Annotated in this window: 28 protein-coding genes and 1 pseudogene; 21 read left to right on the top strand and 8 right to left on the bottom strand. The window is 40.6% G+C overall.

Going from position 1 to position 23543, the window contains the following annotated elements:
- Positions 1 to 199: 199 nt before the first annotated feature.
- From D0463_RS19440 to D0463_RS12775, 5 genes are all read left to right on the top strand, one after another.
- Complete coding sequence (locus D0463_RS19440; RefSeq protein WP_160118427.1) at positions 200 to 358, top strand: hypothetical protein; 159 nt, start codon at positions 200 to 202, stop codon at positions 356 to 358.
- Between the two features lie 123 nt (positions 359 to 481).
- Positions 482 to 1111, top strand: coding sequence for a hypothetical protein (locus D0463_RS12790; RefSeq protein WP_133299574.1), 630 nt, complete (start codon positions 482 to 484; stop codon positions 1109 to 1111).
- A gap of 95 nt (positions 1112 to 1206) precedes the next feature.
- Positions 1207 to 1764, top strand: coding sequence for a hypothetical protein (locus D0463_RS12785; RefSeq protein WP_117307780.1), 558 nt, complete (start codon positions 1207 to 1209; stop codon positions 1762 to 1764).
- Between the two features lie 74 nt (positions 1765 to 1838).
- Complete coding sequence (locus tag D0463_RS12780; RefSeq protein ID WP_117307779.1) at positions 1839 to 2093, top strand: DUF1292 domain-containing protein; 255 nt, start codon at positions 1839 to 1841, stop codon at positions 2091 to 2093.
- Positions 2094 to 2141: 48 nt separating this feature from the next.
- Positions 2142 to 3407, top strand: a complete 1266-nt coding sequence (locus D0463_RS12775) for an erythromycin esterase family protein (RefSeq protein ID WP_117307778.1) — start codon at positions 2142 to 2144, stop codon at positions 3405 to 3407.
- Between the two features lie 72 nt (positions 3408 to 3479).
- Here D0463_RS12775 and D0463_RS19435 read toward each other — a convergent pair whose 3' ends face one another.
- Together D0463_RS19435 and D0463_RS12770 are read right to left on the bottom strand one after the other, a co-directional pair.
- Positions 3480 to 3650 (bottom strand): hypothetical protein, encoded by a 171-nt coding sequence (locus tag D0463_RS19435; protein ID WP_160118426.1) that lies wholly within the window; start codon positions 3648 to 3650, stop codon positions 3480 to 3482.
- A 254-nt stretch (positions 3651 to 3904) separates the two neighbouring features.
- Positions 3905 to 4558, bottom strand: coding sequence for a lysozyme family protein (locus D0463_RS12770; protein WP_117307777.1), 654 nt, complete (start codon positions 4556 to 4558; stop codon positions 3905 to 3907).
- Between the two features lie 536 nt (positions 4559 to 5094).
- On the opposite strand from D0463_RS12770, the pseudogene D0463_RS12760 reads away from it, so the two are divergent.
- Positions 5095 to 5235, top strand: a pseudogene (locus D0463_RS12760) (2-thiouracil desulfurase family protein); the annotation flags it as partial.
- Between the two features lie 170 nt (positions 5236 to 5405).
- Here D0463_RS12760 and D0463_RS12755 read toward each other — a convergent pair.
- The 5 genes from D0463_RS12755 to D0463_RS12735 form a co-directional block, all read right to left on the bottom strand.
- Positions 5406 to 5783 carry a thioredoxin family protein gene (locus D0463_RS12755; RefSeq protein WP_301950645.1) on the bottom strand — a complete coding sequence of 126 codons (378 nt, stop codon included), beginning with the start codon at positions 5781 to 5783 and terminating at the stop codon, positions 5406 to 5408.
- A gap of 18 nt (positions 5784 to 5801) precedes the next feature.
- Entirely contained in the window at positions 5802 to 6377 is a 576-nt protein-coding gene (locus tag D0463_RS12750; protein WP_117307774.1) for a TetR/AcrR family transcriptional regulator, read from the bottom strand.
- A gap of 81 nt (positions 6378 to 6458) precedes the next feature.
- Complete coding sequence (locus D0463_RS12745; protein ID WP_117307773.1) at positions 6459 to 7112, bottom strand: carboxymuconolactone decarboxylase family protein; 654 nt, start codon at positions 7110 to 7112, stop codon at positions 6459 to 6461.
- A 64-nt stretch (positions 7113 to 7176) separates the two neighbouring features.
- Positions 7177 to 7482: an iron-sulfur cluster biosynthesis family protein gene (locus D0463_RS12740; protein ID WP_117307772.1), complete on the bottom strand. Its 306-nt coding sequence runs from the start codon at positions 7480 to 7482 to the stop codon at positions 7177 to 7179.
- A 190-nt stretch (positions 7483 to 7672) separates the two neighbouring features.
- Positions 7673 to 8380, bottom strand: coding sequence for a hypothetical protein (locus D0463_RS12735; RefSeq protein WP_117307771.1), 708 nt, complete (start codon positions 8378 to 8380; stop codon positions 7673 to 7675).
- Between the two features lie 217 nt (positions 8381 to 8597).
- Between D0463_RS12735 and D0463_RS12730 the strand changes: the two genes are divergently transcribed.
- From D0463_RS12730 to D0463_RS12700, 9 genes are all read left to right on the top strand, one after another.
- Entirely contained in the window at positions 8598 to 9554 is a 957-nt protein-coding gene (locus D0463_RS12730; protein WP_254052793.1) for a C40 family peptidase, read from the top strand.
- Between the two features lie 254 nt (positions 9555 to 9808).
- On the top strand, positions 9809 to 10357 hold the full coding sequence (locus D0463_RS12725) for a GNAT family N-acetyltransferase (protein ID WP_117307770.1): 549 nt from the start codon (positions 9809 to 9811) through the stop codon (positions 10355 to 10357).
- A gap of 90 nt (positions 10358 to 10447) precedes the next feature.
- On the top strand, positions 10448 to 11062 hold the full coding sequence (locus D0463_RS12720; protein ID WP_117307769.1) for a LysE family translocator: 615 nt from the start codon (positions 10448 to 10450) through the stop codon (positions 11060 to 11062).
- A 105-nt stretch (positions 11063 to 11167) separates the two neighbouring features.
- Positions 11168 to 11320 (top strand): hypothetical protein, encoded by a 153-nt coding sequence (locus D0463_RS19430; protein ID WP_160118425.1) that lies wholly within the window; start codon positions 11168 to 11170, stop codon positions 11318 to 11320.
- A gap of 660 nt (positions 11321 to 11980) precedes the next feature.
- Complete coding sequence (locus D0463_RS19425; RefSeq protein ID WP_160118424.1) at positions 11981 to 12118, top strand: hypothetical protein; 138 nt, start codon at positions 11981 to 11983, stop codon at positions 12116 to 12118.
- A 109-nt stretch (positions 12119 to 12227) separates the two neighbouring features.
- Positions 12228 to 12431, top strand: a complete 204-nt coding sequence (locus tag D0463_RS12715; RefSeq protein WP_117307768.1) for a zinc ribbon domain-containing protein — start codon at positions 12228 to 12230, stop codon at positions 12429 to 12431.
- A 457-nt stretch (positions 12432 to 12888) separates the two neighbouring features.
- On the top strand, positions 12889 to 13224 hold the full coding sequence (locus D0463_RS12710; protein ID WP_117307767.1) for a hypothetical protein: 336 nt from the start codon (positions 12889 to 12891) through the stop codon (positions 13222 to 13224).
- Positions 13225 to 13453: 229 nt separating this feature from the next.
- On the top strand, positions 13454 to 13633 hold the full coding sequence (locus D0463_RS12705; RefSeq protein ID WP_117307766.1) for a hypothetical protein: 180 nt from the start codon (positions 13454 to 13456) through the stop codon (positions 13631 to 13633).
- 654 nt (positions 13634 to 14287) lie between these two features.
- Positions 14288 to 15055: a tRNA threonylcarbamoyladenosine dehydratase gene (locus D0463_RS12700; RefSeq protein WP_117307765.1), complete on the top strand. Its 768-nt coding sequence runs from the start codon at positions 14288 to 14290 to the stop codon at positions 15053 to 15055.
- A gap of 47 nt (positions 15056 to 15102) precedes the next feature.
- On the opposite strand, the gene D0463_RS19420 is transcribed toward D0463_RS12700, so the two are convergent.
- A complete protein-coding gene (locus D0463_RS19420; RefSeq protein WP_160118423.1) occupies positions 15103 to 15252 on the bottom strand; it encodes a hypothetical protein in 150 nt (49 codons plus the stop codon).
- Positions 15253 to 15683: 431 nt separating this feature from the next.
- On the opposite strand from D0463_RS19420, the gene D0463_RS12695 reads away from it, so the two are divergent.
- The 6 genes from D0463_RS12695 to D0463_RS12670 all read left to right on the top strand — a co-directional run bounded on the left by D0463_RS12695 (position 15684) and on the right by D0463_RS12670 (position 23162).
- The gene (locus D0463_RS12695; protein ID WP_117307764.1) at positions 15684 to 18080 is read left to right on the top strand and encodes a M14 family metallopeptidase; all 2397 of its coding nucleotides are present in this window, start codon (positions 15684 to 15686) and stop codon (positions 18078 to 18080) included.
- Positions 18081 to 18536: 456 nt separating this feature from the next.
- A complete protein-coding gene (locus tag D0463_RS12690; RefSeq protein ID WP_117307763.1) occupies positions 18537 to 19718 on the top strand; it encodes an ABC transporter substrate-binding protein in 1182 nt (393 codons plus the stop codon).
- 117 nt (positions 19719 to 19835) lie between these two features.
- Positions 19836 to 20714 carry a branched-chain amino acid ABC transporter permease gene (locus D0463_RS12685; RefSeq protein ID WP_117307762.1) on the top strand — a complete coding sequence of 293 codons (879 nt, stop codon included), beginning with the start codon at positions 19836 to 19838 and terminating at the stop codon, positions 20712 to 20714.
- Positions 20715 to 20726: 12 nt separating this feature from the next.
- Positions 20727 to 21701, top strand: a complete 975-nt coding sequence (locus tag D0463_RS12680; RefSeq protein WP_117307761.1) for a branched-chain amino acid ABC transporter permease — start codon at positions 20727 to 20729, stop codon at positions 21699 to 21701.
- Positions 21676 to 22455, top strand: a complete 780-nt coding sequence (locus D0463_RS12675; protein WP_117307760.1) for an ABC transporter ATP-binding protein — start codon at positions 21676 to 21678, stop codon at positions 22453 to 22455. The genes D0463_RS12680 and D0463_RS12675 overlap by 26 nt, the downstream gene beginning before the upstream one ends.
- Entirely contained in the window at positions 22455 to 23162 is a 708-nt protein-coding gene (locus tag D0463_RS12670) for an ABC transporter ATP-binding protein (protein WP_117307759.1), read from the top strand. The genes D0463_RS12675 and D0463_RS12670 overlap by 1 nt, the downstream gene beginning before the upstream one ends.
- The last annotated feature ends 381 nt before the right edge of the window (positions 23163 to 23543 follow it).

The raw sequence follows: 23543 nt of genomic DNA, 5'->3' as shown, positions 1-23543 counted from the left end.
TCATCGCACATCAATTAAATACTTGCCCTAAAATGTCACGCAGGCAGCTATCATGCAAAAAGATAGCTGCCTTTTGTTTTGTGCAACAGTTTTTATTTCCTAAATGTCCACTTTTCAAAGCACATATCGTATATGAAGTAGAAATTACCAGAAATGATCTGTTTATTTTTACCCAATCTATAGAAAAGGGGTGAAATGCATGCGAGACAGAAACCAGAATAACTACGGAAACCAAACTGAATATGGAAATGTGGATCAAAGAAACGACCTGACCGGGCCAAATGATCCGGGGAAGCCCAACTATCCCGTGCGGCCAAAACATCGTGTAGAGATCGAGCCCGAAAAACACCGCAAATAAAAGCCCCGCGCATAATTAGAAGAGATAAAATCAATGCATTTTCTTAGGCAGATAATGGCTCCTGCTCGTTTAACCTTGGTGGCGGCGGGTATATATGGAGAAAACCATAAGGAGGATTTTATCATGAAAAGAAATACGGTATTAGGTACAGTGCTTTTAGGAACAGCGGCTTACTTTTTTCGAAACAAGGAAACGCGTGACAATACAATGAGCAAATTACAGACTCTTTCAAAACCGGAGAGCCGAGAAAAAATAATGAACCATCTTAAAGATTTTGCAAACTCTAAACTGAACAAGACTTCTAATGAAGAGCACAATTCATCTCCTGAAAATCAAAACAGCACATCTTCTGATACTCAAAGTAGCACATCTGCTGATACTCAAAACAGCACATCTTCTAATACTCAAAGTAGCACATCTGCTGATACTCAAAACAGCGCATCTTCTGATACTCAAGGCAACGCATCTTCAGGTAATCAAAGCAACGGATCTACAGGTAGTCAGAGCAATACATCTTCAGGAAGCCAAGGCAATAGATCTACACGTAGTCAAAGCAATGGATATTCCGCGAATCAGGGCAATACTGCGAAACAAAGTCAGAGCAGTTCCGCTAAAAACCAGAAAAATAACGGATCAAAAACAAACTCTACAAATAAAAAGACTGGCAAGGAACATACCATGTTAAACACTGACTTTGCCCAAAAAGAGGAAGATGACGCTCATTCATTAGCGGAAGCTCCTAAATATCTGTAAGCAGCAAGGACTTGGATTAAACATCCAAGTTCTTTTTTTTATACAAAACGATGAGTTCTAATAGAAATACCTTCTGAACGTCTCGACTTGAAAAAGTGGCAAAATGGGAACTGGCAACAAAAACAAAATTTTTGGCAACAAAAGTCCGAGTACTGGCAACGAAACAGGAAAGTTGGCAACAAAATCAATATTCCGGCAACGAAAACTGGAACTGGCAACAAAACAGAATTTTCGGCAACGAAAGTCCGAGTACTAGCAACGAAACAGGGAAAAGTGGCAACAAAATCAATATTCCAGCAACAAAAATTGGAACTGGCAACAAAACAGAATTTTTGGCAACGAAAGTCCGAGTACTGGCAACGAAACAGGAAAGTTGGCAACAAAATCAAAATTCCGGCAACAAAAATGGTAACTGGCAACAAAACAGAATTTTCGGCAACGAAAGTGCGAGTACTGGAAACAAAACAGGGAAAAGTGGCAACAAAACAGGGAAAAGTGGCAACAAAATCAATATTCCGGCAACAAAAATGGGAACTGGCAACAAAACAGAATTTTCGGCAACGAAAGTCCGAGTACTGGCAACGAAACAGGAAAAGTGGCAACACTCAATATTCCGTCAACGAAAATCTTTAATCCAAAGGACTTATTTATAAACCGGATGGTTTCCATATCCTGCTGTTTCTAAAATCATCACATGGAGGGCAAGGTAAGTACCGAGGTGATTAATATGGATAACCCTAAGCTTCGGGATTTAATTCTTATTGAGGAAGAGAATGGTGACGAAAGAGAATATGCTGTAGAGGCATTATTCGATTTAGAAGATGATTCTTTTGCTCTTTTGACTTCTGAAGAAGAGGTGTTGCTGATGCGCATTGAAGAAGAAGATGGCGAGCAGTTTCTTATCGGCCTGGATGATCATGAGGAAGCTGAAAACATCCTTCATGCCTATCAAGTGGCAATCGAGTCGGCACCGGCTGAATAAAACGGCAAGGAAAAATCTTAATACGGCAACAAGTAAAGGTGGCTTATCATGCTTAAAAAACTCGCAGAAAATATCAAAGACCATTCGCTTCCCTTTGAAAATAGGGATGACCTGGATACACTGGTCAACCAAATAGGTGATGCAAAAATAGTGCTTTTGGGGGAAGCATCCCATGGAACCTCTGAGTTTTATGAGGTCCGGGCAGAATTGTCCAAGAAGCTGATAGATGAAAAAGGCTTTTCTATTATTGCGGTTGAAGGAGATTGGCCGGCAAGCCAGAAGCTAAACCGTTATATAAAAGGCTATGATGCTGACAGCCATTCAGCAGAAGAAGTCTTGAGATCCTTTAACCGCTGGCCGACCTGGATGTGGGCCAATCAAGAAATTGCCCAATTTGCGGAGTGGCTGAAAGAACATAATAACACGAAGCCTGACGGACAGAAGGCCGGATTTTACGGGATCGATGTGTACAGCCTTTGGGAATCCATGGATGAAGTAATCCGCCATCTGGAAAAAATAAATTCGCCCGACCTTCCTCTGGCTAGAAAAGCTTTTACATGCTTTGAAGCATTTAACCGGAATCATGAAAAGTACGCAATCGCTTCAGCCGTTTATTCGGAAGGCTGTGTTGAGGAAGTAACCAATCTGTTAAACCGGATTAATGAGAACAGGAATTTACATCAATACGAAGAGGAAAGCGGTCTGGACCTAAAGATCAATGCGCTGGTCATGGCGAATGCAGAAAGATATTACAGCACGATGATCTTAAATGACGAAAGCTCCTGGAATATCCGCGACCTGCATATGGTAGAAGCATTGAATGAAGTCATGGATTTTCACGGGCCCGAGGCAAAGGTGATTGTCTGGGAGCATAATACCCACGTAGGGGACGCCCGCGCGACAGACATGGCCGATAACGGGCTGATTAATGTCGGCCAGGTGGTCAGAGAGCAAAACAGGCCGGAAGATGTTTATGTAGTAGGCTTTGGCACTCATAGCGGAACGGTAATCGCGGCAGAACAGTGGGGAGTAGAGTTCGAAGAAAAAATAGTCCCGAAGGCACAACTTGGCAGTTGGGAAGATGTGTTGCATCGCTCTGGGACCTACGATAAAATGCTTTTCTTTAACGATGAAAACCGTCACTTATTTTCGTCAAGGATCGGCCATCGCGCAATCGGAGTCGTTTACAATCCGGAGTACGAACATCTTGGCAACTACGTACCTTCAGTGATTTCGGAAAGATATGATGCGTTTATTTTTATCAATGAAAGCCGGGCGCTCAAACCGTTAAAGGTTTCAGTGCCGGTAATGTGAAATGCAGGAGTCCGGTGAGCATCCGGATTCCTGCATTATTTTGCGCATATGGACTATTAGTAATTTTTCAAGCTATGAATTTTGATCGCTGTTATCCGCTAGTTGCCGGGATTGCCTCTGAACTTTCTGGATATTTTCTTCTGCGGCAAATTCGGTGTCCGAATCACCTGCATGGCCACCCATTCCACCTTGATGTTTGGCATTGAATTTCTCTGCCGGCCTTTTTTCATTTTGATTTGTCACATTTTTCACCTCCGGACATTAATATGTCCCCGAAATACGTGGATTATCCAACATCAGCTTTGGGAGCCAGGATTGACTGCGGAAACTTATTAATTTCAACATTTATTATCCAAATCTGAGATTTATTATTCACACTCGAAGTATATTATCCAAACTACTATTTAATAACCAATGTTAAACTAACGCCGAAAATCACAAACATTCACCTTTTCGCTGTAGTTACAAGTTAACAATTTCTTACTCCAGAATCCCTATCAATTTATACTCACAGGAACAGACCCCGACAGGGATTCTATATTCTTCGCCACTTTTTCACTATAGGTAAAGTCTCCATAACAGTAAGGGTAGCGGAAATTCTTTTTGTCTCCGCGGCAATTATATACATTCGGTTTCTTGTTAACTTGCATTAAAGAGAATTTCTTAGCTAAATCTTCATGATGTTTGCCACCGTTTTGCGCCACGTAGTCAATATAGCCGATCCCCATGTTATAGGCCTGGAGAATGGTAGGGAAATCCACCTTTTTTTGATTTCCATAAGCTACGGCACGCTCAAAGTGTTTTACGCCTTGTTTAATGCTTTGTTCTGGATCTTTAATTGTATTTCGCGCCAACCCTGCTGACTCGGAAGCTTGCATCGGATCCCCGCCCTTGCCTTTACTTTCCTGGTGCATCAAAGCGATAAGGACCGTCGTATATTGTTCAAGCTGATGTTTTTCTAATTCATCGTGGATTAACGGACGATATTTTTTTGCGTCCCTGTAAGGATCATTGCTAATGATTGAGGAAGATTCTTGATTTATATGAACCTGCTTCACATATTCAACCATAATAAAAACGAAACAAAGGATAAGCAATAAGACAATTGCTTTATTATTCCTCTTCTTCCGTTTCCCTCTTCGTTTTTTCATCGTGTTCTCTCCCAGACTCAGTCTTACTATGACAATTATAATCTAAATACATCTTAAAGTCTGAAATAGTGATGAATAAAATCGAAGAAAGGTTACTGTGTCAGCTTTTTTCTATTCGACTAACAAGGCAGGATAGTAAATATCTGGAAAATATATGTAAAATTCTAAACTATAATGATATAATTTAAATAAACATCTGGTAGGAGAATTAATATGGTCGAGGTTTCAATGAATTTTGATATTTTTCTATTTTGGTATTGGCTAATTGTTGTTTGGGTATTATTAGTTCTCTCCATAATTTTTTTTATCATTGCTTTAATAAAAAAATCCCGGAAATTAATGGGTATGAGTGTTGCATTAATGTTACCCCATATCCTTTTACTGTTACTAACTTTTCAGGAAATTGAGCCCGTACTTGTGTATTTATTTATAGCGTGGTTTGCTCTACAAATTTTAATGTTCATCCATCTTTATAAGCATCGAGACACAGCGAAAAAATCATGATTGTAGAGATTTATAGATTGAGGTGAAATCATTTGATTTTAGTGAGTTCTTGTTTAGCTGGTCTGGAAGTTAGATATAACGGTACGCATAGCTTAGATAATAGAATTCAAGAATTGCTGGCAGAAAATAGAGCCATCACAGTTTGTCCTGAATTGCTTGGAGGATTTTCAACTTTATTAGATAATATGAAAAACTGGTTAGTGAAAAATAGCTAGCCAGTTTTTTTATTTTTAGGGATTCCTAATAAATCTCGATAACCACCTTTATTTAAGGTTTCAGTAAAATGGAAAGGGGCTTGGATAGATGTCCAAGCCCCTTGTGTAAGTTCCTAAAGAGGAAGTGTTTATATGGTGTTTAAAAATTCTCTCACAGCATCTGCTGTTTTGGCGTTTGCGCTATGCAAGTGGGCAAGCTTTTCGCCATTTTTAAATATCAATAAAGATGGAATGCCCATAACATCTTGCTCTTCAGCAATTTCCGGGAACTCATCCCGATCTATTTTAAACCATTGTTTGTCCTGATGTTCTTCTGTAATTTCATCGATAAACATATTCAAACGTTTGCAGTCCGGGCACCAAGTGGTTGTAAAGATTCCCACTGTAAGTTGATCCTGGGCAATGTCATTGCGGTATTCCTGCTCTGTTTTGACTTGTTTCATGTTTTTCTCCTCAATCCTTTTTCTATTTGTGCTGTAATGTACAGACTGTTTGGTACAAAATATAGTTTTTATAAAATTTCCCTATGATAGATTGTATTGCTTCCGAATCACTTCGAAAACATTTTTTAATAATGAGAGGTCCTGCTGATTTTTCATGAGCAATATTCCGCCCTCAATCATAGCAATCATCGCTTGCGCACTTTTTTTAGTATCGATGATCGAATCCAGTTGATTTTGCTTGACCATCTCACCCAGAATCAATTCTACAGCCGCAATCCAACGTTCGAAAAAATGATGGATTTTAATGCGGAAAGTTTCATCATGTTCACTCATTTCAATGGCTAGGTTGCCAATTGGACAACCTGGTTTTTTTTCCATCTCAGCATGAAAGGTAATGGCCCACTCTAGCATCTTGTTTAATTTTGTTGCGGGTTCTTCCGCTGTTTGGAGAATGCCATGGATTAACTCTCTATCCCACTCTTGAATAAGATCTTCAACAACGGCTAGCCCAAGATCATGTTTAGAGGAAAAATAATGATAGAATTGTCCTTTTCCAATACTAGCAGCTTGAAGAATATCAGTTATCGATGTTGCCTGATAGCCTTTGGAATGGATAACGTCCCGGGTTATAGATATGATTTCTTGCTTTCTAGACATACTTACACACCTTTATCACCAAGTTTGTACTCTATATTATAGTACAAACTACAATATAAAAGTATATTCATACATCCGGTCTTATTCCCCGTAGCTTTGAATCATGTTCGCCATATGGGCATATGCACCGCCGGCAAGCAAGGCAGAAGCAACCAAAATCGCTTCGGAAAGTTCTTCTCTGGAGGCACCGGCTTTTTCAGCGTTCTTAGAATGGACATCAATACAATACGGGCACTGGGTTGCATGGGCTACAGCTACCGCGATAACTTCCTTGAATTTCACACTTAATTTTCCGGCCTTCATAGCGGCTGCACTGAAAACAGAATAGGCTTTAAAGCCATCTGGAGCCGACTTACTTAAATGACCTAGCTTATTAAGATTGGATCTCGCATAAAGCGCATCATTCGCTTCAGGATCTAAAGCATTTTGCATATGGGTACTATGAGTTACCGCACCACCTGCTTCGACACCGGATACTACAAATACGGCTTCCACTAATTCCTCAAGAGAAGCACCTTCCGCTTTAGCGCTGCGTGTATGACTATCAATACAATAAGGACATTCGGTCACATGGGCGATAGCTACCGCAATGATTTCCTTTTCTTTCTTCGTTAGCGCGCCTTCTTTAAAAACTCCGCTGTTAAATTCGGAAAAAGCATGAAGTTGATCAGGAGCTAGATCTTTGATTCGATTAAGGTTTTTTAAGTTTTCTTTTTGATAGAAGCTGTTTGACATAAAAATCACCCTTTCGTTTTTCTGATACTATAATTTTTCCATCTATAGGAAATGTATTCCTTATTTATTTAATCTTAGAAATAAGCGCCATTCTTCCGTTTAAGATTTGCTGAGGGCTTTTTAATTGAAAACTATTAGCTGAAGTTGAGTAATCAATTTTCAATTCATCATCAAAGAAGATGAGATTGGATTTTTCCATTAAGACAGGACGATCGTTCGTTTCAAAAGAGAGATCTTCATTTTCATTCGCTGAGGGGACAAACCATAAAGTTGGTACTCCTCCGGAACAACCGCAATCCTCTGTTTCGTATCGAAGTTTCAGAACACCGTTTTGGTCTCCGACTTGTTTGTTCAGTTCTTTTTTTTGCATGGTCAGTTATGGTTATATTCAATAATCCCAGCTCCTTTTATTTATCTAATGATTAGATCAATTAATTTCAGTACCTACCGTTCGGTACAGAATGAGTGTAACATGTCCATATATCATTCCGCAAGCAATTAAACTCACTATTGATAAATCAAAAGGACGATAAATCATAGTGATTGTATCGTCCTTTTCATCAGGATTGCTTGGCAATCTTAGAGGGATTGTTAATTTTATAACGAATCTCTTTATTCAATTTTTTATCGACAATCTTCGCGTCAAAGGTGATGGCATTGCCTACTTCAAGTTCATGTTTTTTCAGGGTATTGCTGTAGCCACACCAGGCTTCCCCAACCTCTAGCGGATTATCTCCCACGATTTTAACGTTTTCCAGGATCAGGACTTCGTCTTCGCTTTCGGTGAAGTGATTGTATTTCGTTTCAAACTCTTTGACCACGGCTTCAAATGAAACTTTTTCTGCTGGCAGTTCAAGCTTTGGTTTCGAAGCTGTTTTCTTAGTTTCTTTTGTTGCCTTTGTTTTCTTAACTTTGTTATCTTGAGCGGGCTCGCCTGATTCAGGCAGTTGCCCGTTTGAAGATGCTTCTGGTGAGTCAAGCATAGACTCCCTGCCAAACGAGGGGCTCTGCATTTCCTTTAAATAAGCAGGGTGGACACAATGAAGTGCGTCGTTGGAAAAGGAGACGATCGCAGTCTCATGATCTCCGTTGCTTTCATAGCCTTTTATGGTGACGGTGTATGTGTTGTTATCTCGTTTATACAGAAACTCGTGCTTGGCCGCTTTGGCGGAAGCTGACACGAGGCCCCAATCTTTAGTTTTTTGGATATATTCATCATCATTGCTGAATCTTAGATATTCATCCTTTGGCGGGATAGTCGTAAACATGCTCGGTTCCTCCTTTTACTGATACGTATATTGTACAGGAAATCATGTAAAAGAAAAAAGCCCCGAACCTCTTATAAAGTCAGAAAATTCAGTATCATTTCAATTTTGTCGATTTTTGTAATGTTTCTTAACGTGAATGTCACTGTTTTAAAATAAACATGTCATTTTAAAGTGGTAGGATTTGGGGTATAGAAATGAGTTTGGGGGAAATAAAAAATTGAAAAAATTAGTAGTATCCGCAGTAATGGCAGGTACTTTACTTGTCAGCAGCCCGTTAGCCAGTAATGCAGCCTTAGGTGATCGAACGTTAAAAAGCGGTATGACTCATAGTGAAGTAAAGCAATTGCAGGAAGTATTGAAGAAAAAAGGATATTTCAAAAGCAGCAAAACGACGACTTACTTTGGAACCGTTACGAAAAGTGCGGTTGTTAATTTTCAAAAAAAGAACCGTCTAAAAGCAGATGGAATTGCTGGAGCGAATACATATAAAGCATTAGGGATCAAAAAAGGTGCGGCTCCCGCAGTAAAAAAGGCGTCGGCTCCGGCAGTAATAAGTTCGACTTTTGGGAAGAGAACGCTTAAAAGCGGCATGACCCACAGTGATGTGAAGCAGCTGCAGGACATCCTGAAGAAAAAAGGATATTTAAAGATCAGCAAAACGACGACTTACTTTGGTTCAGCTACCAAAAGTGCAGTCATCAATTTCCAGAAAAAGAACCGCCTCAAAGCAGATGGCGTTGTTGGAACGAACACTTTCAGAGCTTTAGGCAGTGCGCCAAGCTCTAGCAGTAAAGTAGCCGGTGTTTCGTCTACTTCTAAATCAACCAAGATCGTATCAACCACAAAGAAGTATCAAAATGTGCCATATAAATGGGGCGGAACTACCCCAAAAGGCTTTGATTGCAGCGGATATCTAGGCTACGTATTCAAGCAAGGCGCCAACATCAGCTTACCAAGAACTGTAGCTGATATTTATAAAAAAGGCGTCAAGGTTTCCAGCCCGCAAGTTGGAGACCTCGTATTCTTTGAAACTTATAAAAAGGGTGCATCCCATGCAGGGATTTATATCGGGAACAGACAATTCATTCACAGCTCCTCTTCAAACGGCGTAATGATCAGTTCATTGAATAATAGCTACTGGTCCCCAAAATATCTAGGGGCAAAGAGAATATAAGCGATTAGAGGCTATCCTTCGGGGTAGTCTTTTTTTGGCGTATTAGATACTAACGAAGTTTTCTGAAAACCCATAATGTGGTAATATAAAAGAAAAGGTTGCCGGGGGATTACCTTGAGAAACTATTTATATTTATCTATCATTCTAAGATTATCGATCAGTAACTTTATATTACTCATCTCCTGATGAAATAGAAATTCAAGCATATCTGCAAATGAAAACCTTATAAAATTCTACGAACTGGAGGAAATGCTATGAAGCTCCAAGGGGACCATGTTTTCCTTAGAATGTTAGATACTATGGATGCGAGTGCTGTTTTACAATTAGAAATTAAAAACCAGGAATTTTTTCAAAAGTATACAGCCTTACGGGCAAATGAATTTTACACATTGCAGGACCAGGCTGACCGGATAAATAGGAATAATGAAATGTCTGGACGTGACCAAGGTTATTCTTTTGGCATTTTCCGAAATGAAGATGGGGAATTAATCGGTACAATCGCATTGTCACAGGTCTTAAGAGGTGCTTTGCAAAATTGTTTTGTTGGCTATTTCCTTGATCAAGAACAGAATGGCAAAGGTTATATGACGGAGGCTGTTGGCTTAATTGTAATTTTTGCATTTAATAAACTGAAGCTGCATCGGATTGAAGCTGGAGTCATGCCGCATAACATAGGATCAATCAAAGTATTAGAAAAATCCGGATTTCATAGAGAGGGCATCGCCAAAAGCAACGTGAAGATTAACGGAAAGTGGGAAGATCATCAAGTGCTCGCGATTATAAACGATGATGAAACCATTTAAGAAAACTGAATGTTTAAAACTTTATGTTAAAATGAAATAGGTAAAAAGCGATCATTAAGCTTAATTTTTTATAGAACCAAGGAGGAACAGATGGTTGCATTTGTGTTAGTCGTATTAACGTTATTCGTCATACCGGGACCGGCTGTCATGCTAACACTGGGCCAAAGCATTAGCGGTGGAAAAAGAAATGGAATATTCACAGGTCTTGGCATCGCCGTTGGGGATCTGATTCACACGATGGCGTCTGTACTCGGCCTCTCCGCGATTTTAATGACCTCGGCATTTGCTTTTGAAATCGTTAAATATCTGGGAGCCGCATATCTGCTCTATTTGGGGATCCGCGCCTTGATTGAAAAATCAACGAAGCTGTCTGTACCCACACCGGAGGATCATACAGTTTCCCGCCGTTCGTTTACCCAGGCGATCGTCACTGAAGTACTCAACCCAAAAACGGCATTGTTCTTTCTTGCCTTTCTTCCCCAATTTATAAACCCGGCAGGCGGACCAATAATCACCCAATTATTGATTCTCGGGCTTACTTTTGTTTTGTTAAGCATCTTGTACACAACCTTTATTGCGCTGGTTGCGGGTTCTGTAAGCCAATGGCTGTCCAGAAATCAAACGTTTGCCCGCTGGCAGGGGAAGGTTGTCGGGGTTGTATATCTCGGGTTAGGTATTCACATGGCTTTGCAGAGCCAAAAGTAATTTACATAATACGCACTGGTTAAAAGCAGGAAGATTTCCTGCTTTTTTTCATGTTTTAAATAAGATGATATGAATAAGGAACAATAAGCATGGAGGTGAAAGCACATGAGCAAAGAAGAATTTTTGAAAAAAGCGAGAGATATGGATCGGGATGTGGAGTATGAGTATAAAAAAGGAACCAATAACGTTGTACTAAGAAATGATACAGATGATAGGGACGGTGAAGATTCACTAAACAATCGAGGCCCACAATACTAGCAACCCATTGAGGGAAAGTTGCGTAAAAACAGGGAATCCACATCAGGATTCCTTTTTTAGTGTACTAATTCCGATTATACAATTTTAATTGCAACCTTTATTGATAGGGAAAAGGAATAGCTAAGTTTATATCATAACTACAACTGGCCAGCCGATAATAACCAATAAAATGTGATAATTATTTGATAAAGAAGTGAGGACAATTCCTTTCTTATTAATCCTAGCGATTTCGTGGATTTATTACATATTCGTATTAATATACTTTAATTGGCAACCATTTTCTAGAATGGATGCTTTAGCAGGATGGATATTTATCGTAAGTGTTCTTTCAGGGATAGGTACGTTTTCTTTCTATTTTAGAGAAAAGAAGAAAAAGTTATTTTTATATTTTAGTATTAAGTGCCGTCAGTTTAAGTCTATATCTCGTTTGGGCATTTCTGGTTCAAGATATTCCATTTATACCTGATATAAGCAGTTCATTCACGCTTGGCCAAAAGCTATACCAAAAATCCACAGATGTCTGAGGGGCGATGTCCGACAATTATTAAAACCGCACCATCCATCTTTCCGCCAAAAGTCGTAGAAAAAATCAACCGAACGACGAATGAGCTCTTGTTCCTTAATGAGTATAGTTACATTAAGAACAAGGAGGTGGTCAGAATGTATAACAACGACTACGTTTTAGCGCAATTAATCCGAATGAAGAAAGAAGAATTGGATAGAGAAATGCGGTTTAGAGAGACATATAAACTATTCAGTGATTGTGATAAGCAGGTTTTAAGCAATAAGAAAAATTGACACCTGAGTTGCTTCGGCAGCTCTTTTTTATAAAAGATAAAATTTGGAAAAAATGAAACCTTTTTACTCTAAATCCGTTATTATTATAAAAGAGAAAAGGATGAGAAGAATGAGTGAAAAAGGATGCATAAAATGCGGCCATACAGAAGCCAAAACAAAAGAAATAGCAACGTCAGGGACGGGGTTATCGAAGCTGTTCGATGTACAGCATAATCATTTTACTGTTGTTTACTGTACGAATTGCGGATACTCCGAACTTTATAATAAACAATCCTCTAAAGCCGGTAATATTGTAGATTTGTTTTTTGGATAATTTGTGTCGCGGCGGGGTTAGTTATTAGCATTTGGTTTCGTTTAAATCGGTGGATTTATCGTTTAAATGGAAGGACTTTTCGTTTGAATGACAGGGTTTTTCATTTGAATGACCAGACTTTTCGTTTAAATGGTCGAATTTTTCGTTTAAATCAAAAAAAGTTAGTGTTTAAATCGTAATACCAGTTCTTCATATGAAAAGGAAACGGTTTGTGTGGAGGTGGGATGAATAAAAAATCCTTCTTTAAAATCGAAAATGGCAAAAATTATATTAATCCTTATTCTGTTTTCATTCGTTTATTTCTGGTTTCAGACTGAGAAGTCCCTTTCTTATCCAGAACCTCAAGACGCTTTGATGAGTCTGGATAAGAATATATTGTTAATCCCTGCCTATAAGTTAAACGATGAATCCCTCTTCTTTTTTTATAGACGGAAGTAATAACTTCGGGGTATCTTTTGTGCAAAAGGGGTTTCTTGGTTGGAAGGCAGGAGTGATGACTTCAAGTCCAATAGAAAAAATCGAACCTAATAAAATCAATGGGTTCCAAGGGCAAAGTGAGCTTTTAATTTATGGTTTAATAACGACTAAACAAAACCATTATGTTGAAGTGAATGGAATTCGAGCTAATTTATTGGATTTAGAAACGATGCTGGAACAAAATATTGTGAAAAAATATGAATTGGAGAACATTTCCCTCTGGTATTATCAAAGTGAGAATCCGATCAAACAAGGTGAGATTGAACTATATGACCAGGAGAATAACAAATTGATAGATCGTATATCAATTGACTGAATAGTAAGTACGGCATTTACTTAATTTTCATGCTCCATTATCATCAGCTTAACAAATTTATGCTACTTTTAAATTGTAACGACAGGCAACAATATTCTATGAGATAGGATGTGTTGATAAATGGTTACACGAGTAAGCATAAGTTTTTTCCTTTTAATGGCGCATTTCTATTTGGCTTGAGTTATGTAGTTAAACGGAATACGGGAACCTTATAACAAGGAGTAATTCCATGTTACGTGAACAAATCGAAAAATTTGACGATGCTTTTCCTGATGGCGTATATGCATTTCCACCAGATCCAGACGCACCAAAGGTGAAGATACGTGCATTAGGTGAATATTGTAAGAAAAAAGGCATTGAAGCAAAAGATTTAAGCGAAGCGGAAATGAAGCAATTTCTCATATATTAAAATCTCTATAACGGGACAGTCGGATTAAAATCCTACTGTCTATTTATTTGCCAAAAACTTAAATGTGTAAAGTCGCTAGCTGTCATAGAAGAAACTGACGACCAATTATTCCAAGGAACACCTAATAACCATAGCAAAAAGTTAATTGAATCATATAGAGATACAATAACAATAATGATACTTATAACCGCAAATGGGATACTTCGCCAAAGATTTCACAGAAAAATATAAGGCTATCAATCCAAGAATCGCTATCCACGTTCCAGGATATATTAAAAAGCTAACAAAAGGATTCATATGGCCCCCCAGGAAAATAAATAATGATAAAAATAATATAAAATGAATAAAAAGGGCCCATACTGTTGTATCACTGAAATTGGATTGGTTTGGAAGACCTAACTCTACTCTATTATATACTAGTCAGTCCCAAATTTTGTAACGGGAATTTCAATATAGTAGCAGTTATTCAACAGATAGTAGCCGAAACAATGAATTTTGTAGCGAAGATTTCAATTTTGTAGCCACCGCTTGATTCCACCTCATCAATCCCAATACATTGATCCCTTCAAAAAGTATCAAACTCCACAATGTTTATGATATATTCAACTTTGGGAATTCTAAAGATAAAGAGATTTTATTGGAGTTGGTTATATAATGTTGCACCAATTTTCGCGTAATGAATTGGCGATTGGAAAAGAAGGACTTGAGTTATTAAAAAATACAACGGTGGCGATTCTCGGCATCGGCGGGGTGGGCACTTTCGCGGTTGAGGCGCTGGCGCGTTCGGGCGTGGGCCGCCTGGTACTGGTCGATAAGGATGATGTGGATATCACGAATGTGAATCGGCAGCTTCATGCGTTGTTATCGACTGTCGGCCAGTTTAAAGCCGATTTGATGAAGGAACGGATTCAGGATATTAATCCGGAGTGTGAAGTCATTTCGTTAAAAATGTTCTATACGGAAGAAACGTATGAGGAATTCTTCAGCTACGGGCTCGATTATGTCATTGATGCGTCGGATACGATCGTCTATAAAATCCATTTAGCGAAGGAATGTCTGAAGCGGAACATTCCGATTATCTCAAGCATGGGAGCGGCTAATAAAATGGATCCAACCCGGTTCATGATTGCGGATATTTCAAAGACGCATACCGACCCGGTCGCGAAGGTCATGCGTAAGAGATTACGTAAGGAAGGGATAACAAAAGGTCTTCCTGTCATATTCTCGGATGAAAGCCCGATTGTAATCAGAGAAGATGTGCGTAAAGAGGTAGGGAATGACGCGGCGAAGATCAGGAAAGCGCAGATGCCACCTTCCTCTAACGCATTTGTTCCGTCGGTGGCCGGATTGATTGCCGGTAGCTGGGTTGTTCGGGAAATTTTAAAAGATATCCCGATTCAACGGGTCAGCGACGAAAAATAATCTTTTGCAGCAAAACTCAGGCCAAAAACAGGCCTGAGTTTTTTGTTTTAATTTTGAATTTTTTTGAACCCAGCCTTGAAGATAGCTGTAGTTTGGCCATTCCTCACGCTATTTGCATTATTTAAGCTGTAAACCAAGTTGTGGTTTGGAACCTCCGTATAAACAAATTTAGCAGGGACTCCCTCTCCTGATGCCATCTCAAAAATCTCCTGGCATTTTTGCATGAAAGATAAGAATGGCTCTTTCTCCGCTATAGACCGTAAACGTTTTATTAAAACTAGTATTTTTCTTTTTATTATCTTTAAAATCCTCCAAAAAATTTCTCCATAACTATTTATTTTTCTACATAGTACTCCATAATCCTTCGTGAATCACAAAATCAAGAATGCTATTTAAAAGACTAATCATTATTTTTACGGGATAACAGTAGGCTTATTTACTTACAAAGTTCAATTCTAAATATTTTCGGGAACCGAAATAAAACATGTTGGTTAAATAACCAGCTTAATTCTAGGTATATAGAACTCACTTTTAATAGCTGTGAAATGTTGACAAAATATTCAGATAAATAATTTTATAGTTGAGTTGATAGTTTTTTATTTTACTAATCAGGTTAGGAGGGGATTTTTTGAAGAATAATAGGGGTTTGCAAAAAGGAATTGTTGCTTTGTCAGTTATTACAGGTCTCTGCTTGTCCACGGTTTACCCGGTTATCGACAAACCGATAATGGCATCATCTCAGCCGGTTGTGCCGCTTGAGAAGCCGGAACCAGTTTCTGTTGTTCAGCTGAAGGTGCCTGGCCAAAAGGCGATGGACAAGATCGTGGAGCTTGGGATTGATCTCACTCACAGGGTCCATGAGCATGATGGGATATTGGAAGTGGATGCGGTCGTAACACCTTCTGAAATTGCTATGTTAAAAATGCACGGGATTGATGTAAAAGATACGCTGATTACACAACAGCAATGGAAACAAAGAGTGGCAGAGAGGAATCAAGCTGTAAAGCAGGAGTCATCGATTACGGCTGTGGAAGATAAGATCAATGTGTTAAGGGCGAACTATTTTACAAGCCAGTCAGAAAAGTTCCTTTATATTGAGGCAAAGTCGAGCGCTGGAACTGCTGCAAGCTCTGCGTTAACGGCCAGCTGGACGGAAAATGGAGTCCAAAAGACGGCAACTCTTTCAAGGAAGGTGGATTATGGCGAATATTTGTACCATTACTTAGAACTGCCCATCAGTGCGGTTCCAAAGAATGTAAAAATCACAAGCAATTTAGGGGGCAGCGCTACAGCTACAGTCACTAAGTGGCTGGGAAGTGAAGAACGTGATAAGCCAAACAGGTTTTATGTGAAAGATTTTATCGATCATTATATGGATCCGACCGAATTGTATCAGCGGGCAGAGAAGCTGGCTAAGCAATTTCCGGACCTGGTTGAAATCATTGATATGCCAAACAAAACCAATGGGTACAAGCGCTATGCTCAAGCTACAATAGGCACCAATAATACAGATGCTGTAGTTTTGACATCGAAGACTTTAGGACATCAGGGAGGCAATGATATTTCCATCGAATTTAAAAATCCCGGAACAAACAATGCCCCGCTAAGCGTAACGATCGAAAATAAAAAAGTAATAGTAGAACTGGCCACAGACGGGGCGGGTACCAGTACAAGCACTGCCAGTCAGGTTGTTGCAGAAGTGAATAGCAAAGCGAATCAGCTTGTATCGGCTGTTACATACCGCGGGAATAGCGGAAGCGGTCTCGTTAAACCGGTTACGGCAACACTTACAGATGGGTTGAAGGCTCCTGACAAGGTTTCAAAAGATCCATTTACTGTGAAAGCGATTCGCATTGGCAAGCACCGTGACGGTTCCAAGCCAGGTGTTTTGGGTTATGCGCAGGAACACGCCCGCGAATGGGTTACACCTCTGGTTACAATTGAGACGGCAGAACGATTGCTGAGAAACTATGGACATGACGAAGAGACAAAGCGTTTGGTTAACAATCTCGACATTTTCTTAGTTCCTACAGTAAATCCGGACGGCGCGAACTATAGTTTTTATGATGCCAATATGCAGCGGAAGAATATGACGAACCATTGCGGGCCTACTGCATCAGATTCGGCTTTAAGAAATTCCTGGGGTGTAGATCTTAACCGCAACCATACGATCGGCTCCGTATATGATGGATTCATCGGAGCATCCAAGAGCTGTACAAGCACTACTTATGCTGGTCCGCATGAGGGCTCTGAACCGGAAGCCCAAAATCTCGTGTGGCTGGCAGACAAAAATCCGAATATCAAGTTTGCAATGAACATCCACAGCTATGGCGGTTATTTCATGTGGTCACCTGGTGCATACGATGCCACAAGAACGACATTGCCGCGGCCATCTGCAGGGGAAGAGGCATTTTACTGGGCGGCCTCTGAACAAATCTTAAATAAAATCCAAAAACATCGGGGAACAGCCATCCTTCCAAGCCGTACAGGTCCGATTCCTGATGTATTGTACTCAGCGGCAGGCAATTCCGCAGACTATTTATGGTATGAAAAAGGAATTTTCGCCTGGAATTTCGAAGTCGGGGCTGACCTATGGGATAAGACAACAAACGATTGGAAGCCCGTCGGATTCCAGCCGCCGTTTGAGGAAGGACATGAGGAAGCCATGGAATTTTCCAACGGCTTAATTGGTTTAATGGAGGTAGCTTATCATCACTCCAAAGATCACCGCGCACCAACGACGAAAGCGGTACCTGGCAGCGGATCTTACAAAGAACCTATCAATCTTACATTTAAAACAAGCGAACCGGCAACAATCTATTATACACTTGACGGCAGCCGGCCAACGTTTGAATCCAAGAAACTGATGCTAAGCGGGACAAGAGAAGGAGCCGAAACGCTAAAAATTGATAAAACGACGACGGTTAATTGGTTCTCTGTGGATGCTGCGGGGAATATTGAAAATAACTATAACCCGATAGGCAATAAGAAGAAATTTAATTCCGTTACCCTGAAGATAAGATGAAGATGAAGGAGCTGGTGCGAATGCCGGCTCCTTTTGGTCTCTGTAGTGAACGAATCAACATTCAGAAAAAACGTACCTTTTTTGAAATATAGTTCGTGAAGTTACAAATGACCACAGTTAGTTTTGGTTTTGTCTATCTCTATCTCATTCAACAGTAAAATTCAAAACATTTGCGGCAGGTTGAATTTTGTCGAAATTTTCAAAGGGAAACTATTTTAAATATATAATATTTACCCCTTTAAAGTGTTAAATTCGTAAGCGTTTTTCAGAAAAATTTAAATTTTACTATAATATTATATAGACGGTTACGGGAAAATAAGGTAAACTATTTTTCAGAATATTATTTTTATTATCAATATTAATTTATCTTTCCGGGTCTGCATATCTTCTATAGTAGAAATACAAAGTTTAGGAGAATATGCAAGAAAAAACGAAGAGAAATAGGGGGAAAATTGGATGAAGAAAAAGAAAATGGGCGGCCTTTTACTATCACTATCATTGAGTGCCACATTGCTTCTGGCTGGGTGCGGCGGCGGTTCTGAGAGCAGTGGCGGATCAGGCGGCGGAGATACGATCAAGATTGGTGCTAACATGGAATTATCCGGAGGGGTTGCTTCTTATGGACAATCTGGGGTGCAAGGTCTTGAGCTAGCTTTTGATGAAATCAACAAAGAAGGCATTGATGGTAAGAAATTGGAATTAGTCAAAGTCGATAATAAGTCTGATGCAGCAGAGGCTACCCAAGGGGCATTGAAGCTTGCGACACAGGACAAGGTTGCGGTTATGGTCGGAGCGGCTACTAGTACAAATACATTGGCCCAGGTGCAAATCGCCACAGATCAAAAGATTCCATTAATCACACCTACGGGAACAAACCCTGATATCACGGGCAAGGGTGACAAAGTAAACGATTTTGTGTTTAGAACATGCTTTATCGATCCATTCCAAGGAACAGTAGCTGCTAACTTTGCGCAAAGCAAGTTCCAATCGAAAAATGCAGCGATATTTATTGATACGGCAAGTGACTATTCAAAAGGATTGGCTAAAGCCTTTGAAGAATCGTATACGAAAGCCGGCGGAAAAATCGTAGCTGAAGAAGCATATGTAGCGAAGGATACAGATTTCCGTGCGACGCTTACACGCATCAAATCTGCTAAGCCGGATTTCATCTTCCTGCCTGGTTATTATGAAGAAGTAGGCTTAATTGTTAAACAAGCCCGCGAAGCTGGTATTGATGTGCCAATCATGGGTGGAGACGGCTGGGATTCTCCGAAGCTTGTTGAAATTGCCGGTGGAGACGCGTTGGACAATACGTTTATCACAAACCACTATTCCGCAGCTGATCCTGATCCGAAGATTCAGGATTTCGTAAAAGCGTATGAGGCAGAGTATAAGTCCACACCAGACGGCTTTGCGGCACTTGGTTATGACACTGGGTATATGATTGCTGATGCTATTGAACGCGCAGGCAGTACAGACCCTGAAAAAATCAAGGAAGCTTTAGCGGAAACAAAGGATCTTGCCCTTGTTTCAGGAAACATTACCTTGAATGATCATCACGATCCGATTAAATCAGCATCCATCCTTAAGTATGAAGCTGGAGAGCAAACATTCGATTCAAAAGTTGACCCAGAATAAAAAATATCGGGCTATTATATATAGCTCTGAATTACAAGGCAGGACAGGTTTACCTGAAAAACAGGGGCCTGTCCCCCTATTTGTTTATACTTCTTAAAAAACCAAGGAGAGACCAATATGGAACTGATACAACAGCTTATTAACGGAATATCTCTCGGCAGCATATATGCCCTGATCGCTCTAGGTTACACCATGGTATACGGCATTGTTAAGCTGATTAACTTTGCGCATGGTGATGTATTTATGGTAGGGGCGTTCGTGGGCTTTTATTCTATAACGATCCTAGAATTGACTTTCTTCCCGGCCTTGCTGCTAACGATGGCGTTCACAGCTCTATTCGGTGTCATCATCGAAAGAATAGCTTACAAGCCATTGCGTAACGCGACTAGGATTGCGGCATTGATTACAGCAATCGGGGTTTCTCTACTAATCGAGTACGGCTTTATCTATTTCCGCGGCGCACAGCCTGAAGCGTATCCGTCGGGTGTACTGCCTTCCGAAAAAATATCCATTTTGGGGGTATCGGTAAACAGCCAATCGATCTTCATTCTTTGTACTTCTGTTGTTCTCATGATTATCCTGCAATTCGTTGTACATAAAACCAAAATCGGTAAAGCAATGCGCGCGGTTTCGTTTGATGCCGAAGCGGCCAAGCTGATGGGCATCAACGTCAACAATACCATTTCTGCTACCTTTGCAATCGGTTCAGCTCTTGCCGGTGCTGCGGGTGTTATCTTCGGTGTATATTACAGCAAAATAGAGCCATTGATGGGAATTATCCCTGGATTAAAAGCTTTTGTTGCTGCTGTTCTTGGCGGAATCGGCATCATTCCCGGAGCAATGGTCGGAGGACTGCTTCTCGGAGTGGTTGAATCGCTTGTCAGCGCTGCAGGATACTCTCTATGGCGCGATGCAGTAGCATTTGTTGTACTTATCTTAATCCTTATCTTCCTTCCGTCAGGTTTGTTCGGAAAAAATAGAAGAGAAAAAGTGTAGGGGAGACAAGCAATGACTATTCTAAAAAGCACAAAAGGTTTTTGGCTCTCAATTTTATTTTCAGTCATCGTATTTTTCGCTGTACAACTTACGATCAACCTTCAATTGGTGAACGATTTCCTCATAAACACGATTTTGTTTATGGGAATCAATATCATTTTGGCGGTCAGCCTTCATTTAATTATTGGAATTACCGGTCAGTTCTCCATTGGGCATGCCGGGTTCTTGGCTGTAGGTGCCTATGCATCCGCCATTGCCACCATGAAATTGGAATTGCCGTTTCCGGTTGCGCTCTTAATCGGGGGCATTGTCGCGGCGATTGCCGGTCTTATCATCGGGATTCCAAGCTTGCGGCTTAAAGGTGACTATCTAGCGATTGCAACACTGGGCTTTGGAGAAATCGTCCGGATTGTATTTTTAAACATTGACTATGTCGGCGGAGCAAGCGGCATGATGGTAACTCATTTGACTACTTGGCCTTGGGTGTTCGGCTGTGCGTTAATCACGATACTGGTTATTAGAAACTTTACAAATTCCACGCATGGACGGGCATGTATTTCTATCCGTGAAGATGAAACAGCTTCAGACGCAATGGGAATCAACACGACTTATTATAAGGTTGTTGCCTTTGCGATCGGCTCTTTCTTTGCAGGGATCGCCGGTTCATTGTTTGCCCATAATTTCTACATTATCCAGCCATCGAATTTCGGGTTTTTAAAGTCATTTGATATCCTGATTTTTGTTGTGTTGGGCGGTCTTGGCAGCATGTCTGGAGCCGTCATTGCAGCGATACTCCTGACAATCGTATCGACCTTCCTGCAGGAATATCCGGAAACAAGGATGGTCATTTACAGCATTATCTTAATCGTGATGATGATTTATCGTCCGCAAGGCTTAATGGGTACGAAGGAAATCACATCATTCTTCAAGAAAAAGAAAGACATTGAAGGAGGTCCTAAGGATGGCAACCAACACACCGTTGCTTAAGGTAGACAACGCCGGCATTCAATTTGGAGGCTTAAAAGCCGTACAAGGCGTCAACGTAGAATTGTTTCCCGGGGAACTTGTAGGACTTATCGGGCCGAATGGGGCCGGTAAAACAACCTTCTTCAATTTGCTTACAGGCGTTTACGTACCAACCGAAGGCAGCATTTCCTTAAACGGAGAAAAGCTGAACAAGAAGCCCCCTTTTAAGATAACAAGAAAAGGAATTAGCCGTACCTTCCAGAATATCCGTTTATTCAGTGAACTGTCGGTCATCGATAATGTAAAAGTAGCGTATCATTCCCTGGCGAAGCATTCGATCGCAAGCTCAATTTTACGCATTCCGACTCACTTTTCCGGGGAAAAAGAAATGCATGAAAAAGCCGTAGATTTCCTGAAAATCTTTGGCCTCGACCGATTTCAGGATGAAAAGGCAAAAAACCTTCCATACGGTCAGCAGCGCCGCTTAGAGATCGCGCGGGCACTTGCCGCAAATCCGAAGCTTCTGCTTTTGGACGAGCCGGCTGCTGGAATGAATCCTCAGGAAACACAGGAATTGATGAAGCTTATCGGATTCATTAGAGAGAAATTCGACCTGACTGTCCTGCTTATCGAGCATGATATGCCGCTTGTAATGGGCGTATGCGAACGGATCTACGTACTGGACCATGGACAGCTAATCGCGCAGGGTACGCCGGAAGAAGTCCGAAACAATCCAAAAGTCATCGAAGCGTATCTCGGCGAGGAGGTTTCATAATGTTAAAGGTAGAAGGAATCAATGTATTTTACGGCAATATCCAGGCGATCAGAGATGTTTCCCTGGAAATTAATCAAGGGGAAATAGTGACGTTGATCGGCGCAAACGGTGCCGGAAAAAGCACGCTTTTAAAAACGATCTCCGGCCTGATCAAGCCAAAGCAAGGCCAGATTCTGTATGAAGGAAAACCGATTGGCGGCAAGGCGGCACAAACAATCGTGAAGCAGGGGATCTCCCATGTTCCCGAAGGCCGTCGCGTTTTTGCGAACATGACGGTTGAAGAAAACCTTCAATTAGGTGCGTACCTAAGGAAGGATAAAGCCGGGATCAAGCAGGATCTGGATAAAGTCTATGAACTGTTCCCGAGATTGCTCGAACGTCTAAAGCAACAAGCGGGAACCCTTTCAGGCGGAGAGCAGCAAATGCTGGCGATGGGCCGGGCCTTAATGGCAAAGCCCAAGCTTCTGCTGTTGGATGAACCATCAATGGGATTAGCTCCTTTACTGGTTAAAACAATCTTCCGCATCATTGAAGAAATCAACAAAACAGGTACTACAATCCTTCTGGTTGAGCAGAACGCCAACCTGGCACTATCAATTGCCAACCGGGCATATGTAGTCGAAACCGGCCGCATTGTGCTTTCCGGAGACGCGGAAGAACTGACATCCAGTGAACAGGTGAAAATGGCTTATTTGGGTGGACATTAAAGAAAAGCGGCATTCTCCTAGGGTGGAGGATGCCGTTTTTTTCGTTTTAGCAGTATGATTCACGCATCTTCTCAATTGTTCTAATCTCCTTTAAACATTTAATCAAAATAGCAGTCTCGGGTTAGGTGAAAATTTCAGAGTTCGGTGATAAATCTCGTATTTCGTTGATATGATCTGGTGGTCTGGCACTCTGTGTTAATTTGTAAAATGTATTGACAAAATCAGAAAATAATGTCCAACTGACTTTCTTTGGAAATAAAACGGTTCTTTACGCCTATTTGTTTATGTCGCATACGACCGATAAATACAGTAATCGGTAGGTAAACTTCTTCTTAAGTATAGACAGCGAATAGATAAAACCATGGGAACTCGGTTACGGGC

The organism is Bacillus sp. V59.32b, assembly GCF_003429085.1.
GTDB lineage: Bacteria > Bacillota > Bacilli > Bacillales > DSM-1321 > Peribacillus.
This window is presented reverse-complemented; position numbering and strand designations above follow the sequence as displayed.

Excerpts from the sequence above, each read along its gene's own strand:
- D0463_RS12685 (WP_117307762.1), top strand. The coding sequence starts at position 19,836 with ATGGAACTGATACAACAGCTTATTAACGGAATATCTCTCGGCAGCATA.
- D0463_RS19425 (WP_160118424.1), top strand. The coding sequence starts at position 11,981 with ATGTATAACAACGACTACGTTTTAGCGCAATTAATCCGAATGAAGAAA.
- D0463_RS12725 (WP_117307770.1), top strand. The coding sequence starts at position 9,809 with ATGAAGCTCCAAGGGGACCATGTTTTCCTTAGAATGTTAGATACTATG.
- D0463_RS12690 (WP_117307763.1), top strand. The coding sequence starts at position 18,537 with ATGAAGAAAAAGAAAATGGGCGGCCTTTTACTATCACTATCATTGAGT.
- D0463_RS12680 (WP_117307761.1), top strand. The coding sequence starts at position 20,727 with ATGACTATTCTAAAAAGCACAAAAGGTTTTTGGCTCTCAATTTTATTT.
- D0463_RS12675 (WP_117307760.1), top strand. The coding sequence starts at position 21,676 with ATGGCAACCAACACACCGTTGCTTAAGGTAGACAACGCCGGCATTCAA.
- D0463_RS12705 (WP_117307766.1), top strand. The coding sequence starts at position 13,454 with ATGTTACGTGAACAAATCGAAAAATTTGACGATGCTTTTCCTGATGGC.
- D0463_RS19420 (WP_160118423.1), bottom strand. The coding sequence starts at position 15,252 with ATGGCATCAGGAGAGGGAGTCCCTGCTAAATTTGTTTATACGGAGGTT.
- D0463_RS19440 (WP_160118427.1), top strand. The coding sequence starts at position 200 with ATGCGAGACAGAAACCAGAATAACTACGGAAACCAAACTGAATATGGA.
- D0463_RS12740 (WP_117307772.1), bottom strand. The coding sequence starts at position 7,482 with ATGCAAAAAAAAGAACTGAACAAACAAGTCGGAGACCAAAACGGTGTT.
- D0463_RS12745 (WP_117307773.1), bottom strand. The coding sequence starts at position 7,112 with ATGTCAAACAGCTTCTATCAAAAAGAAAACTTAAAAAACCTTAATCGA.
- D0463_RS12775 (WP_117307778.1), top strand. The coding sequence starts at position 2,142 with ATGCTTAAAAAACTCGCAGAAAATATCAAAGACCATTCGCTTCCCTTT.
- D0463_RS12735 (WP_117307771.1), bottom strand. The coding sequence starts at position 8,380 with ATGTTTACGACTATCCCGCCAAAGGATGAATATCTAAGATTCAGCAAT.
- D0463_RS12715 (WP_117307768.1), top strand. The coding sequence starts at position 12,228 with ATGAGTGAAAAAGGATGCATAAAATGCGGCCATACAGAAGCCAAAACA.
- D0463_RS12770 (WP_117307777.1), bottom strand. The coding sequence starts at position 4,558 with ATGAAAAAACGAAGAGGGAAACGGAAGAAGAGGAATAATAAAGCAATT.
- D0463_RS12790 (WP_133299574.1), top strand. The coding sequence starts at position 482 with ATGAAAAGAAATACGGTATTAGGTACAGTGCTTTTAGGAACAGCGGCT.
- D0463_RS12720 (WP_117307769.1), top strand. The coding sequence starts at position 10,448 with ATGGTTGCATTTGTGTTAGTCGTATTAACGTTATTCGTCATACCGGGA.
- D0463_RS12700 (WP_117307765.1), top strand. The coding sequence starts at position 14,288 with ATGTTGCACCAATTTTCGCGTAATGAATTGGCGATTGGAAAAGAAGGA.
- D0463_RS12750 (WP_117307774.1), bottom strand. The coding sequence starts at position 6,377 with ATGTCTAGAAAGCAAGAAATCATATCTATAACCCGGGACGTTATCCAT.
- D0463_RS19430 (WP_160118425.1), top strand. The coding sequence starts at position 11,168 with ATGAGCAAAGAAGAATTTTTGAAAAAAGCGAGAGATATGGATCGGGAT.
- D0463_RS12780 (WP_117307779.1), top strand. The coding sequence starts at position 1,839 with ATGGATAACCCTAAGCTTCGGGATTTAATTCTTATTGAGGAAGAGAAT.
- D0463_RS12670 (WP_117307759.1), top strand. The coding sequence starts at position 22,455 with ATGTTAAAGGTAGAAGGAATCAATGTATTTTACGGCAATATCCAGGCG.